The following is a 13,186-nucleotide window of genomic DNA, read 5'->3' as shown; positions in this document are numbered from 1 at the left end:
GCGAGGGCGGTGCCGGCGGACTGGCCGGCACCGATGGACGGGATCAGCCACGCGTACGCCTCGCTCGTGCGGGCCGCGGCGGTGAGGGCGTCGGTGGTGACGTAGGCGCAGGCGACCACGACGGTGAGGAAGGCGCCGGGCACGATGACCGTGCAGGCGGCCGCGTACGGTCCCAGGAGGGCGAGAAGTGGGAGCCACCCGGCCAGGAACGCGGCCCCGGCAGTGATCATTCGGTCGGTGGTGGTGCTGGTCCAGGTGCGGCGTCCGTAGACGAGGCCCCCCAGGAAGCTGCCGGTCGAGAATGCGGCGGGCAGGATCCCGGACAGCATGTCCTCGTCGTGGTGCTCGGCCATGGCGATCGACCACACGTTCATGGATCCGATCGCGAACCCGATGCCGGTGAGAGAGACGAAGAGCAGCACCAGGCCGGGGCTGGTCAGCCGCGGTCCTGGCCCGCCGTCCGTGCTCGTCGGCTGCGCGGGACGCCAGCGCCGGGAAGGCGGTGCGCTCGCGACGGTGGCGGTGCCGACGAGACCGAGGGCGGCGGTGACGGCGAGAGCGAGGGACGGGCTGTGCGCGGAGGCGAGCGCGGCGGCGAGCAGGGGGCCGACGATGTACAGCAGGCCCTGCGTGCCGGTGTCGAGGGCGAGCGCGGCGTGCCGCAGTCGGCGATTGGGCAGCACACTCGGCCACAGCGCCCGCAGCCCGGCCTCCAGGGGCGGCGTGGTCAGGCCGGCTGCGACGACCACCGCCGTGGCGAGCGCCGGACTTACTTGGATTCCGACCACAGGCAGGGCCACCAGCAGTGCGGAGTTGAGTACGGCGGCGGGAAGGTGCACGGCGGTCTGTCCGCGGCGGTCCATCAGGCGCCCCTTGACCGGCTGGGACAGTGCGGAGGACAGCCCGTACAGGGCGCTGAGCAGTCCGCCGAAAGCGATGCTGCCTCCGGTCGCGGTGGCCCACAGGAGGATGGCGACGGGTGCCATGCCGTTGGGGAGGCGGCCGGTGAGGGTGCCGCCGAGAAGGCGGGCGACGTACGGGCTGCCCAGCACCGCGCCATAGGTGATGCGCGGGGCCGGGGCCGGGGGTGCGGTCAGGGACAACGGGTGCTTTCTCTCGGGGGAGCGGTACCTAGCGGGGGCGGGCGGTGGTGGTGCGCGCTGGCGGCGTGGGTGGTGTGGTGTCCACGGCGGGGCGCGGGCGGACCCGTAGGACGGGGGTGCGGTGCGGCGGTAGAACGGCGACGGTCGCCCCGAGGTCCTCGGCCGCGTCATGCACTTCGCGGATGAGGAAGTCGATCTGTCGGCCGAGTGCGGTGAGCCGGGCGGCGATCTGCCGGCCCTGTACGGTCTCCAGGGCGCTGGCGAACTGGCCCGCGGTCTCCAGGAGTTCCTGAAGGCGGACCATCGGGCCCGCGTGGTAGCCGCGTTGGGTGGCACCGAGGAGCGCGTTGGACGCGTCACCGGCGTGCTGGGCCTCGATGACGTCCCGGATGAGTTCCTGCAGCGATATCTCGGGGGCGGGCACGGGCCGGTTGAACACAGAGACGTCCGCGCCAAGTACGCCGGGTGGGACGGGGGCGGGAAGCACCTGTCCGGCCTCGTATTCGTGGGCGAAGTGTCCGATCACCTGCCAGCCGGGGGCGTCCGGGTCACCTCTGAGGGCGACCACCGTCGAGTCGTCGTCCTCGATCAGATGGGCGAGGGTGATGGGCTGCCCGTCAGCGGCGTACCAGGACTCGGTCAGCTCTAGCTCGCCTCGCCGCTGCGCGGCCTGGGCCCGCTCGGTCCACGCCTGCTGTTCTTCGTCGGCCAGCGGGACCTTGTAGTGCTGGTGCTGGTCGGCGAGGTTGCTGGCAATGAAGCCGTGGTCCGCCCAAGCAGCGAGGTAGGGCCACAAGGCCGCATGCTGCGTACGTACGGCGGAACCGGGGGCGGCGGGCCGGTCGAGCGCCCGCCGGATCTCGGCGGCGGAGACGGCGAGGCCGTCCAGCACGGTCCGCCACCCAGTGATGTGCCGGGCGGGCGGCAGCTCGTCGAGCGCTCGGTGAGCGGCATCGAGCAGTGCATCGGCGTACGGGGCGAGGTGCGTGGCGTACGCCTCCACGGCAGCCTTGTCGCGGTGGGCTCGTGAGGCTGCCGCGGCGCCTTCGTGAACGGTGCGGCCGTAGCGGTCGCGGGTCATGTCGAGCGCGATCTCGGTCTCGCGGGCGATGACGGACATCCGGAGACGGAAGTCGCGTGCTCGGGTTCCGAGGTCGCGTGCCACGGGCAGCGGGCTTTCGGGGGCCGGGTCGCTTCCGGGGGTCATCGGGATCGCCTGCCACCCGACGCCGTCAGGTGGACGGTCGGCGCGTAGGTGGGCTTCGGCGGGATCGGCCGGGCCGACGGCGGCGAGGTGGTGGGTGCCGTGCCGCGCTGCGTCGTACGGCCGGCGGCGGCCTGTGCGAGACGGCTGCGGCGTTCCAGGAGCCCGTTCGGCCGCACGGGAGGTGGCGGGCTGGCCGAAGTGGCGGGGTCGAGAACGACGTCGGCGTGTACGGCGTAACCCTGGCGGCGCAGGTCGTGGACGGCCTGTCGAGTGCGGCGAGGGCCGTCCCGTTCCGGTTCGCTGAGCCTGAACAGCCCGGGTTGGCCGGCGACCGGTTCGAACTCTTCGCGCAGCAGAAACCATTGGGCGAGGTGCGAGGGCATGGAGGAGGTGAAGGAGGCGACGAAGCCGTGTTCCTTGTGAGTGCCGAAGACAAAGTGGGTGCCGGGTTCCAAGAGGGTGGGCATCTCCTCACGTGGTCGGTGGTGGAGCAGGTCAGCGGCGGGGTGCCGGACGGGCCGCAGGCAGGGGACGCAGGGGTGCGGACACGGCGAGAGCCGGGCGCCGGTGCGGTGCGCTCACGCGGGCTTGGCGCAGGAACGCGCGGCCCAGGCCGTCGCCGACCGGTAGGCGAGGACGATGTGCGCGTCAGCCACGGGCGAGAGCCTCGCGGGTACGAAGAGCGGCCCGCAGGCTGAGTCCGTAGCCGTGCGCGTGCTCGCGGGCCGCCGCCTCAAGCTGGTCGTACGACGCCTGCTGCGTCATCTGCCCCGGGTGCTTGCGGTATCGGTAGACCGGCAGGCGCAGCAGGATTCCCGGGGCGAGGACCGTGATGCCGACGGCCGCCATATAGTCCTCGCCCTGGACGAGGCCGCCCATCGGGGCTGCTCGTACGAGATCGGTGCGGGCGAGGATCGTGGTCGGCCCGATCGGGATCGTGTCCTGCGGCCGTGCCCAGTAGTTCATGACGTCGCCGGCCCCGTGTCGGCCTGGCGGCGTCGGGCAGCGCCACAGGGTGGTCGAGCCGTCGGGGAGCAGGTCCTCACTCCAGCCGGCGCACCAGCCCACCCCTGTGGATTCGAGGGCGGACAGCCGTGCCGTCATGGCGTCGTCGGTGAACTCGTCGTCATCGTCTGCCCAGTTCACGTACTTGGTGCGGACCTGGGTGAGGGCGAGGTTTCGGGCGCAGGCGGCGCCGACGGGGCGGGGCAGGGTGAGGGTACGGATGCGCGGGTCCGCCGCGAGAGGGGCGGGCAGGCGGCTCGGGTCGGCGCCGTCGAGGGTGATCACTGCCTCCCACGGCACGGACTGCCGGGTGAGGCTGGCGTGCATGGCGGTCAGGTAATCGAGGCGGTCCTCGCGCAGGCGGCTGGCGATGACGATTGTGATCGGGGGCGTGGGCAGGGAAATCTCCGGGAAGCGCGGGCGGGAAGGGTCAGCGGCGGGCAGCGGGGCGGGGACCAACCGAAGGCGAGGTGGGGGCGAGACGGGCCGGTGGCGCGGCGGCCGAGGCGGGGGCAGACCAGTGCGCCGGGTGGTTGCTGAACCGGGCGCGGGGGTCGGTGCCCCACGCGACGAGAGGACCGGCGGTGGCGTGCAGCACGCTGATCACTTCGATCCCGTGGGGGCGAAGGATGTACCCCCACTGCACGTCCAGATCGGCGGCGGTCTTCTCGGTGACCGTCATGCGGACCGGCGGGGAGTCGTCGGGCGTGACCAGGTGGTCCAGGGTGCTGCTGGCCCACTGTTCACCGCCGGTCAGCGCCGAGAGGATCTCGGGCGGGGCACCGTCGAGGAGATCAGTGCCCAGCTCGTCCCATCCCACGGCGACGCCATCCACGAGATGCTGCGCCATAGCTTTGACGTCACGGCCGAACCGGTAGCGGTGGGCAGTGAGGAGGATGGGCAGTTTCTCGCTCGGCTGGCCGTCGAGATGGACGTATATGCCGGTGTAGCCGGTCTCGGTGGGCCGAGCGATGAAGGAACCGGTCGACAGGAGGGGCCTCCAGGGCGTTTCAGGATCACTGGGTGGGTGCTGGGCCGGCGGGCGGGACGTGCGGCGGGGTCGGGGCAGTTCTGTCGAGGCCGGTGCCTGGCCCGGCGGCGGGAGGTTCGGCCACGGGTCCTTCTAGACAGAGGTGCTGGGGCCGGCGGCCTTGGCGTCGGTGCGACGGCAGCTGTAGCCGAGGAGGCTGGACGCCTCGGGCATGCTCGGGACGGCGGCGATGTCCGAGCAGGTGAACGTGTAGGTGAAGGCGGGGCTGGGGCTGGTGCCGAGCCAGGCGCGGTCCTTCTTCTCCGGAATGATCCGCAGACCCGGTGCGGCGACGGCGTCGTGCTGGGTGTGCGTGTGGGAGAAGACGACAAGCGCGCCCATGGTGGTCTTCAGCGCGTACGCATCGGTGAACTGCGGGTCGGCGGCAGTGAAGCGGGTGGTGCCGCGCGGGCCGAACTTCCGGGTCGTCTCGTCGTGCACCTTGATCTGCCGCTGGGAGGTCTGGTTCGAAGTGAAGACCTTCTTCCCGGTCAGCTCGCCTCCGGTGGCGAAGTTGTCGGTCACCGCCGAGCGGAGCTGGCCGACCGGTGCGGCCAGGGACTTCGAGGAGGCGTCGATGGCGGTGGCGTAACCATCCTTGTCGAGCACAATCTGCGGGAGCTGCTTGGGATCGTCGACGTCGACGGTGGCCACCATCTCCCACTGCTTCGACTTCGTGTTCTCGGCCATGACCAGGGCGCGGGCGAACTGCTGCTGGCTGCCGCCCCTGGTGACGGCGGCGAACCACCGCTGCTGTCCGCTGTTCAGGCGCGGGATGTACAACTCGGTCGCCGACAGGTCGTACGACCACAGCCGGTACGGCTGGCGGTCCGCCTGCGGCAGCGCCTCGTCCTGCTTGAGGTCGGCCAGCGACATCGCGTAACGGGGACCGTCCTCGACGGTGTCGAGGAGCGCGCGGTCCTGCTTGACGTGCGCGAGGTTGTTGGTCGTCGAGTAGCGGGTGATGGCGTCGCGTGCCTGGGCCGGCGTGAGCGCGGGGGTCGCCACCGGCGCGGCGGTGGAGCTGGGCGCTGTCTTCTTGGCCGAGGGACTGCTGGCGTCGTTGGTGCAGGCGGTCGTAGCAAGGGCGACGCAGAGTGTGGCGGTGATCAAGGGCAGGGTGCGGCGGATGGTGCGGATGGGGGCTCCTCGTACTGGGGAAGAGGGGGGAACGGGTAGGCGCGCGTGGCCGGTCCGGCGGTCGGCCTATCGGTGGCGCAAGGTGGCTGCGGCGCTAATCGGCGCGGGAACGGGCTGCCGCATGGTGAGGGTGGTCGGTGTGGTGGTGTGGCGGAGGTTGACACCGATGCCCTTTGGGGCGAGGTGGTGCACAAGGGCCTGCAGGCGGAGAGCGCGGCCGTCCTCGCCGTACGTGGCGGGCAACAGGAATGCGGCCTGGTGCGGGTGATACTGGAATCCGAGGGCGTAAAGCATCGTGCGGGCTTCCTCGGGGACGTCCTTGTACGGAGTGCCGAGCGCGCCGTCCTCGTACCAGGTCAGGGTCACGACGTCGGCCACCTGCGGCGGTCCAGGGCGGTGCGGCGGCTCTGGCTGGACGGTTGCGTTGTGCAGCACGGTGTCCAAGGCCCGCTGGTAGCGGGGCAGCAGGCGCCGGGTGACCTGCGCGGCTGCCCGCGCTGGCTGGGCACGAACGGCGATGCCGTTCGGTTCCTCGACTCCAGAGAAGTGATGGGGCTTGATGCCGGGCCCTTCGGGCTCCAGCGGCGCCACGACGAACTGGTACCGGTACAAGGGGCGATCGGTGAGATAGAGCTGTCGTCCGTCCTGGTCGCGCAAGACGGCGTGGTGACTGAGGACGTACTGGCTGACGATGTAGCCGACGTGGCCGACGTCCCAGAGCGCCTCGGCGCTGGCGAACTGCTCGTCGCAGGAAGCGTGTCGGACGTATTCGGTGGTCCAGTGGCCCGGCAGCCGGTCGGCCAGGGCATCGGCGAAGGCGGAGAGATCAGCGCGGAGTGTGGGCATGTGCTCCCAAAGAGATTCGTGGCGCTCTAGCGGCGGGAGCGCGGAGGGCCGGAGGCAGCCGAAGGCCCCAACGAACGGGGACGGGCAGCGGCTGGCTGGACGGCCCTGTCTTCGTCCGGGCCTACTGCGGGCGGGGTGTAGTGGGCACGCAGGTTCTCCAGATCGGCCTGGGTGACCTGTGCCGGCGCCAGGCGGACACCGTGGGCGGCGTCACGTAGCAGGCGCACCGCCTGTGGTGTGTGGCGGTGCTCATGGCCGGCCCAGAGGGCTATGGCCACGAAGTGGCCGGCTATGTGGTCGAGCACGGGCGTGGTGGCTTCGACGAGCCGACGGGTGACGGCGCTGACCTCGGCGGGCGTCTCCGCCATGGCGAGCGCGGTGAGGTAGGGAGTCAGGTCGGGAAGCGGCAGCGGCTCGTCGGGGAGCAGGTGCGCGGCCAGGAAGGGCTCGGCGTCCCGGCGGGCGTAGCGGTGAAGCGTGTTGGGCGAGGTCTCGCGCTGTTCCGGATCTTGGTAGGGCAGGGAGAGGTCCGTTCTGATCGACGGGCGGTGAGTGGCAGCAGGATCGTCTGCGGTCACGGTCCGAAGAGGGCGGCCTGATCGGCGTGGACATCGGTCCAGCCGAAGACCACGCGCTCCATCGATTGGTGGCGGTCGGCGGCAGGACGCGGGGTCACTGCCAGTTGGGGTGAACTCGCGGGACTTCTCAGTGCATGCGGGCGTCGGTGTCGAACAGCGACAGCTCACGCGAATGCAAAAGATGTTGAACAATGAACGATCGCCCGGCGACCTTCCACAGGCCACGCCCTCGGTTGAGGTGGGCGACCGCGTCCATCTCGACGGAGGTCAGGCCGAGCAGGGAGGCCGCGGCGTGGAGCTGGTCGGTCTCCTGGCGGTAGATGATGCGGGTGCTGCAGTCGGCGAGGAGGCCCTCGGCGAGAGCACGGCCCTGGGATCCGGCGTCGCCGGCGGTGAGCAGGTCGGACAGCCGGTGGATCACCATGAGGTTGGCGATGCCGAGTCCGCGGGAGAGCTTCCAGTGGGCCTGCATTCGCTGCAACAAGCCGACATGGCGCATCAGGCGCCACGCCTCGTCGTACACGATCCAGCGTCGGCCGCCGTTCGGGTCGGAGAGGGCGGACTCCATCCAGGCGGAGGCGCACGTCATCGCCAGGACCAGCGCCGTGTCGTCGCCCGAGCCGCCGAGTCGGGACAGGTCGATGGTGAGCATCGGTGCGCTGGGATCGAAGGCGACGGTGGAGGGGGCGTCGAACATGCCGGCCAAGTCGCCGTGGACGAGGCGGCGCATGGCGTGGGCCAGGTCACGCGCCGCGTCGCCGAGTTGTCCCGACACCATCCCGGCGGCCTCGTCGAGCGCGCCGGAGTTGTTGAGCGTGGCGGCGACGTCACCAAGGAGAGGGGTGCTGCCGGTGTGGGCGGTGCGGGTGACGACGGCGTCGAGGGCGATGTCCAGGGCGGTGTGCTCCATGGGCATCAGGTCCCGGCCCAGAACGGTACGGGCGAGGGAACCGAGCAGGAGAAGGCGCCGTTTCCGGATCTCGCCGACCCAGTCGGCCTCGGAGACGCTTTCCGGGCGCGGGGCGGCGTCCAGGGGATTGAGCCTGCCGGGCAGTCCGGGCCCGAGGGCTACGGATCGGCCGCCGAGGGCTTCCGCCACCGGTGTCCACTCACCCTTGGGGTCACACGGGACGTAGACGCGGTACCCGAAGGCCACAGAGCGCAGCGCGAAGGACTTGGCCAGCGCGCTCTTGCCCTGGCCGATGACTCCGGCGAGGAGGAGATTCGGGTTGGTGAAGCCCTCGACCTTGCCGTACAGCGCGAAGGGGTCGAAGACGAATGATGCCTCGGCGTGTACATCGCGGCCGATGTAAATGCCTTCCGCGCCGAGGCCGCCCTCCGCCAGGAATGGGTACGCGCCGGCGGCCACGGCGGTGGTCATGCGGTGTGCGGGGAGCTTCAGCCGGTTCCTGCGAGCGGAGGCGGGCCCGGGGCGTCCGCTTGAGGGGTAGAGGGCGGCGGGAGTCTCGTGCTCGGCGCGTGTGGTCTCTGTCTGGTGGGCGCTGGCTTCGGCGCGGGCCTTGGCGGTGGCTTCGGCGAGCTGGCGACGGGCCTCTTTGCGGCTGGCCCGGTCCGTTCTGTGGGGAGTGAAGAGCGGAGACGCGGAAGCGCGGCGGGCGCGGCGGGCGGGCCGGTGGCTCATCGGGGGCCCTCGATTCTGCGGGTAATGCTCATTGCGCACAGGCCGTGGTGTGCGCGCGGAGGTCGGTGGGGGTGGTCTTGCGCCGGACCACGTGGCCGGCGGCGAGGTGGCGCTGGCAGATGGTCAGCACGGGCGGTTCCTCGGGCAGCCGCTCCGGACGGCACGCGCTTGCTTCGCTGCCCGCCGTCGTGTTGCTGGGCAGCAGGTGGAAGGCGGCGTGGACTTCGCTGGCGGCCTGCCACAGGTGGGTGTGCGCGGTGGCCAGGCGGCGGCCGGCGGCGGGGTGCGGTGGCCGGGTGGTCTCGGCGAGCCGGTCGAGGAGCTGGTGCAGGGTGGTGAGGTGGGCGTGGAGCACGTCAAGGTGCAGTCGGTCTGCCGGCCGGGGAGGGCCTGTGTCCGACGGTGCCAGTGCACGGGTGTGGTGGCGGACTCCGGCGCTCGCGGCGCGAAGGTAGGGGTGCGCGTCCTGTGGAGTGTGAGAGGTCAATGGTGGTGGTCCTTCCTGCCGGGATGCAGGGGGCGGCGGGCAGCGGTTGCTCTGTCACGCCTTGATCGAAAAGGGATGGGTCCGTCACAGGGCGGTCCGCGCGAGCGGCAGCGCGGTGAGGGTGAAGGCGTCGGGCTGCTGGTAGTTGAGCCGTCGCAGATCGACCCCGGAGGTGACGGCGCTGGTCTCGATCTGCGCGCAGGCCGCGTCCAGGAGGGCATCGGTCTCGGCCGTGACGGTGACCAGGCCGGTCAGGGCCACGTCCGCGTGCCCGGCGATGAGCTGGCGCTCTCGCATTTTGACGTCGGCGTACTCGACGGAGTCTTCCTCGCTGTCGACCTGTCCCCGGCGGGCGCGCTCGTTCGCGTCGGCGATGATCGCGGCCTTCTTCCGCTGGACGTCCCGCAGCGCAGACTCGAGCCCCTGCGGCGCGTATATAAGGGACAGGCTGCGCCGCACTCCGGCCGTGAACATGATCCCGTGCAGGAAGCCGGCTCCCATTTCGGTGCGCGGCCAGTTCTCCACCCAGTACGTGGCGTGGCGGGCGGAGTCGGTGGCGAGGCGGTCGTACTCCTCGAACTGGACGACAGGTCCGGCGGCTGCGGGGTCCGCCTCGGCGCGGCCGGTGTCGGACCACTGCTGGAGCGCGGCGAGGGCCTTCGGGTCGTAGGCGGTGCGGATGACGGCGGCGATCTCCCGCGAGGTCAGCCAGCCTGTGACCATGAGTCCGGCGTTGCGGGCGGCCTGGGCGATGGACGCGGTGGTCTGTTCCATGACGGTGAATGCGCCTGGCAGCCCGCCGCCGGCCTGGCTGATCAGGCGCTTGGCGGCCTTCAGGTCGAGGGAGATGGCGAGGTAGGTCTCGTGCGGGGCGGCGGCGGGGCCGGCTGAGGTGACGAGTTCGGAGTAGATCTGTCCGGCGACTGGGGCCTGGGGCTGCCCGTTCTGGGTCCAGTGGCGGGTGAGGGTGTCGCCGCTGTCGGGGACGGTGCGCTCCAGGACCTGCACGGTGGCGATGTGCCCGGTGCGGGCGATGCCCGCGAGCGCCCGTCCCCAGCTGGCCACGTTGTGGTTCTGGGTGGCGGGGTCGAGGAGGGCGAAGGCGCGGGAGGTGACGCGGGCGATGGCGGTCAGGGTCTGGCGGTGCGGGTCGTGCACGGCCGCGGCGCCATTGGCGGAGTCGCCAGGGGTGACCACCTTGAGGGAGGCGGCGGTGCCGGGCAGGTGAAGGACGCCTTCCTGCCGCGGGTGGGTGACGGGCCGGGCGAGCCAGAGCGTCTGGCCGGTGCGTCGGCGCTGTGCGTAGCGGGCGACGATCGGCGCCCAGTCGATCAGGGAGCGGCCGTGCCGGCGGATCGCGACGAGAGCGCCCGATGCGGCCCAGAGCGGGGTCAGGGCAACGGCGCCGAGCAGCCCGGTGGAGAGCACCGTCATCAGCAGCAGGGCCAGTGTGCACGACACGAGGACGAGTTGGGGAAGGGAGAGGCCGAGGAGGATGCCGCGACGGGACCGGTGCGGGAATTTCACCGTGACCGGGGCGACGGAAAGGTCAGTCATGGGGCGGGTCCTGGAGGCGCGGGTGGGGGCCCGGGGGCGGGAGCGCGCGGTGCGTCCCGCCCCCGGGAAGCGGGCAGAGGATCAGAGGCCGGTCGGGGGCGGCCCAGCCGGTCCGCTGGTCGTGGCGTTCTGTTGGCCGGAGGACGGCGGTGCGCCCTGGGGCGGCGGGGTCGTGGTCGGGGGAGCGGACTGCCATCCGCCGCCCTGGCTGGACGCGGCGCTCGGGCCGGACCCGCCCGGGCCCGGGCTGCCTCCCACCTGGCTGCTGGTGTCGTCGGAGACGCTTGTCGGCGGGGGCTGGACGGCCTTGTCCAGGCCAGACTTGATGGCATCGCCACCGGGCGAGACGCCCGTGCCACCGCCTTGCGCGTCTTCCTTACCGCCGCCTCCACCGGTCGAGTGGGAGGCGATGTCGCCCGGGAAGCCGCCTCCGCCTGCGGCGTCGGGGCCTTGCGGAGCGGCGCCTGCTCCGGCTGCCGCACCGCCGGTTCCGGCGGTGGCGGCTGCCGCCGCGGCCTTGCGGGTCGCGTTCTCGGCGTGTGCCTTGGCGACTTGGGCTCCGGCGCCGCCGGCGCGGTGGATGGACTCGCCGTCGGTTCCGTCGGCGGCCCAGTGCACGAATTTGAACACCGCGTACGGGCACAGCAGCACCAGGACCATGATCACGATGCCGGACATGACGTCGGCGAGGGCACCGATGCCGTCCTTGGCCTCGGTCTTGCCCATGGCGGCGATGCCGAGCACGAAGATCACGGTCATCAGGAGCTTGCTGACCACGAGGGTGGCGGTGGCTTCGATCCAGCCCTTGCGCCAGCGGCGTGCGACCTCCCAGCCGCCACCGGCACTGGCGAAGATCGCCAGGGTGACCATGACGAGGATGCCGACCTTGCGGACCATCATCACGCACCAGTAGAGGAAGGCGCCGATGGCGGCGCCGAGACCAGCCACGACCGGGACGAGCCAACCCAGTCCGGCCAGGGCGCCGATCTGGCTCACCTTCACAATGCGGCGCACGGCCGACTCGATGTCCAGGCTCGCGGCCTTGAACAGGCCGTCGGAGATCGCGTCGACCACCTCGACGGCGACCGTGGTGAAGGCGATGGCGCAGAAGGCGAACAGGACGCCCGACATGGTGCCGGTGAATGCCTGTGTGAGGGCTTGACCGTCGCGTCTGACGGCAGCCCGGACGAGCTGCGCGCAGAACGTCGCGACCAGCAGGACCAGGCCCAGCGGCAGCAGCATCTCGTAGTTGTCGCGGAACCAGCCGGCGTTCAGGTCGACCTTCGTGGTGGTGTTGACCGCCTTGGCCGCCAGGTCGGCAGCGGCGGCTGCCAGTTCACCTGCCGACTTCGCCATCCAGTCGCCGATGGCCTTGCCGGGATCCGAGGCGAAGTCGACCGCGTCACCGACGGCGCACAGCTTGTCCGCCAGGGGGAAATCACAGAAACCCACGGAGAGTTGCCCCTCCTTTCTTGTGTCAGGCGCGGGTCACTGCGTGACGCTCGGAGCGATGGCGGCCAGGGCGCAGTCGTGGTTGGGCCGGCACTGCACGGCCAGGGTCACGGCGCGTTCCTCGGCTCCACCGCCGCCCTTCTTCCAGGCGATCTGCTGCTTGCCGTTGACGGTGACGACGTAGATGTACGCCTTGGTGATCGCGGACGGGTCGTCGGCCAGGGCCTGCTTGAACGCGGAGGGGTAGTGGCCCTCGGTGACGGACGCGGTGGCGTGCTGGTCCTGGTCGGCCATGCGCGACCACAGCACCGGATCCGGGACTTGGCCGGAGACCGATGCCCAGTCGGCGTACGTGGGCTCGTTGGTCATCCACGCGCGCATGCCGGCGAGCTGCTGGTCGCGGCTGGTGTTGCGGGTGTCGTAGGACCAGAGCATCTGGGCCACGGCCTTGGCGTAGGCGACCGGCTCGGCGATCTGCGGGGGCTTGGGCACCGATCCGGATCCGGGGGCGGGCTTCGGGGCGGCCTCGGAGGAGGACGGGCTGCTGGCCGGCGCCGGGGCGGCGTGGTCCGGACCCTGGCGGCCGTTGCCGTTCCCGCTCAGCCAGGCGACGGCGGCGGCGGTTGCGAGCAGGACGGTGACGACCAGAGCGACGATCGCGATCCGCTTGTTGGCCGACCAGCCGATGCCGTACGAGGACAGGGACAGGGAGGGGAGTCGTTTCTGCATCAGTGGACCTGCGACCCGAGAGCCGAGAAGAAGGCGACGATTCCGTTCGCGGCGCCCAGGCCGAGAGCGGCGCCCGCGGCGACGACGGCGCCCTTCTTGCCGTTGGCTTCGGCTTGGTGGCCACCGGTGTGGTGACCCCAGGCCCACACGCCGAGGGAGACGGCGAGAGCGCCGACGACGGCGATGATCCCGAACATGTTGATCGAGTTGACGACGTTCTTCAGCACGGCGAGGCCGGGCAGGCCGCCGCCCGCGGGGGTGATGCCGGGGTCGAAGGCGAGCTGGATGACGCGGTCTGCGAGAGGGAGGGACATGGGTGTGGCGAGGCTCCTTGCGAACGCAGGCCAGGCGAGGGGCCGGCGGGAAAGGGGGGAGGGGCGCTCGGAGCGCGGGAAGTGGCCGCGGCGGCG

The 13,186-nt window shown here is 71.4% G+C and carries 13 protein-coding genes and 1 pseudogene; all 14 read right to left on the bottom strand.

The genetic code is table 11. The annotated features are described in order from the left end of the window. Positions 1-26 precede the first annotated feature (26 nt). Positions 27-986, bottom strand: a pseudogene (locus tag IH80_RS45710) (MFS transporter); the annotation flags it as partial. Positions 987-1,131: 145 nt separating this feature from the next. Continuing rightward, positions 1,132-2,310 (bottom strand): hypothetical protein, encoded by a 1,179-nt coding sequence (locus IH80_RS0105160; protein ID WP_030958051.1) that lies wholly within the window; start codon positions 2,308-2,310, stop codon positions 1,132-1,134. Beyond that, positions 2,307-2,765 carry a hypothetical protein gene (locus IH80_RS0105155; RefSeq protein WP_030958049.1) on the bottom strand — a complete coding sequence of 153 codons (459 nt, stop codon included), beginning with the start codon at positions 2,763-2,765 and terminating at the stop codon, positions 2,307-2,309. Before IH80_RS0105155 ends, IH80_RS0105160 begins: the two co-directional genes overlap by 4 nt. 193 nt (positions 2,766-2,958) lie before the next feature. Beyond that, complete coding sequence (locus IH80_RS0105150) at positions 2,959-3,693, bottom strand: glycosyltransferase (RefSeq protein WP_030958048.1); 735 nt, start codon at positions 3,691-3,693, stop codon at positions 2,959-2,961. A 52-nt stretch (positions 3,694-3,745) separates the two neighbouring features. Next, positions 3,746-4,165 carry a hypothetical protein gene (locus tag IH80_RS0105145; RefSeq protein WP_324609388.1) on the bottom strand — a complete coding sequence of 140 codons (420 nt, stop codon included), beginning with the start codon at positions 4,163-4,165 and terminating at the stop codon, positions 3,746-3,748. 273 nt (positions 4,166-4,438) lie between these two features. Next, positions 4,439-5,458, bottom strand: a complete 1,020-nt coding sequence (locus tag IH80_RS38880) for a hypothetical protein (RefSeq protein ID WP_234432132.1) — start codon at positions 5,456-5,458, stop codon at positions 4,439-4,441. Positions 5,459-5,551: 93 nt separating this feature from the next. After that, entirely contained in the window at positions 5,552-6,331 is a 780-nt protein-coding gene (locus tag IH80_RS0105135; protein ID WP_030958043.1) for a hypothetical protein, read from the bottom strand. Positions 6,332-6,357: 26 nt separating this feature from the next. Further along, positions 6,358-6,909, bottom strand: a complete 552-nt coding sequence (locus IH80_RS40605; protein ID WP_051808816.1) for a hypothetical protein — start codon at positions 6,907-6,909, stop codon at positions 6,358-6,360. 127 nt (positions 6,910-7,036) lie between these two features. Next, a complete protein-coding gene (locus IH80_RS0105120) occupies positions 7,037-8,551 on the bottom strand; it encodes a VirB4 family type IV secretion system protein (RefSeq protein WP_030958039.1) in 1,515 nt (504 codons plus the stop codon). Positions 8,552-8,579: 28 nt separating this feature from the next. Continuing rightward, a complete protein-coding gene (locus tag IH80_RS0105115; RefSeq protein WP_030958037.1) occupies positions 8,580-9,038 on the bottom strand; it encodes a DUF6238 family protein in 459 nt (152 codons plus the stop codon). A gap of 84 nt (positions 9,039-9,122) precedes the next feature. Next, positions 9,123-10,595: an SCO6880 family protein gene (locus tag IH80_RS0105110; RefSeq protein WP_030958036.1), complete on the bottom strand. Its 1,473-nt coding sequence runs from the start codon at positions 10,593-10,595 to the stop codon at positions 9,123-9,125. Positions 10,596-10,676: 81 nt separating this feature from the next. Beyond that, complete coding sequence (locus IH80_RS0105105) at positions 10,677-12,047, bottom strand: SCO6881 family protein (protein WP_030958035.1); 1,371 nt, start codon at positions 12,045-12,047, stop codon at positions 10,677-10,679. Positions 12,048-12,083: 36 nt separating this feature from the next. Then, entirely contained in the window at positions 12,084-12,776 is a 693-nt protein-coding gene (locus IH80_RS0105100; protein ID WP_030958033.1) for a hypothetical protein, read from the bottom strand. Continuing rightward, positions 12,776-13,090 (bottom strand): DUF6112 family protein, encoded by a 315-nt coding sequence (locus tag IH80_RS0105095; protein ID WP_030958031.1) that lies wholly within the window; start codon positions 13,088-13,090, stop codon positions 12,776-12,778. The genes IH80_RS0105100 and IH80_RS0105095 overlap by 1 nt, the downstream gene beginning before the upstream one ends. Positions 13,091-13,186: the final 96 nt, after the last annotated feature.

Origin of the sequence: Streptomyces sp. NRRL S-378 (assembly GCF_000720645.1) — a bacterium.
In the GTDB taxonomy this organism is placed as follows: domain Bacteria; phylum Actinomycetota; class Actinomycetes; order Streptomycetales; family Streptomycetaceae; genus Streptomyces.
The sequence above is the reverse complement of the archived record's forward strand: the minus strand, read 5'-3'. Positions and strand labels throughout refer to the sequence as shown.

Coding starts and splice junctions, on each gene's coding strand:
- IH80_RS0105160 (WP_030958051.1), bottom strand. CDS start 2,310: ATGACCCCCGGAAGCGACCCGGCCCCCGAAAGCCCGCTGCCCGTGGCA.
- IH80_RS0105145 (WP_324609388.1), bottom strand. CDS start 4,165: ATGGCGCAGCATCTCGTGGATGGCGTCGCCGTGGGATGGGACGAGCTG.
- IH80_RS0105135 (WP_030958043.1), bottom strand. CDS start 6,331: ATGCCCACACTCCGCGCTGATCTCTCCGCCTTCGCCGATGCCCTGGCC.
- IH80_RS0105120 (WP_030958039.1), bottom strand. CDS start 8,551: ATGAGCCACCGGCCCGCCCGCCGCGCCCGCCGCGCTTCCGCGTCTCCG.
- IH80_RS0105110 (WP_030958036.1), bottom strand. CDS start 10,595: ATGACTGACCTTTCCGTCGCCCCGGTCACGGTGAAATTCCCGCACCGG.
- IH80_RS0105100 (WP_030958033.1), bottom strand. CDS start 12,776: ATGCAGAAACGACTCCCCTCCCTGTCCCTGTCCTCGTACGGCATCGGC.
- IH80_RS0105095 (WP_030958031.1), bottom strand. CDS start 13,090: ATGTCCCTCCCTCTCGCAGACCGCGTCATCCAGCTCGCCTTCGACCCC.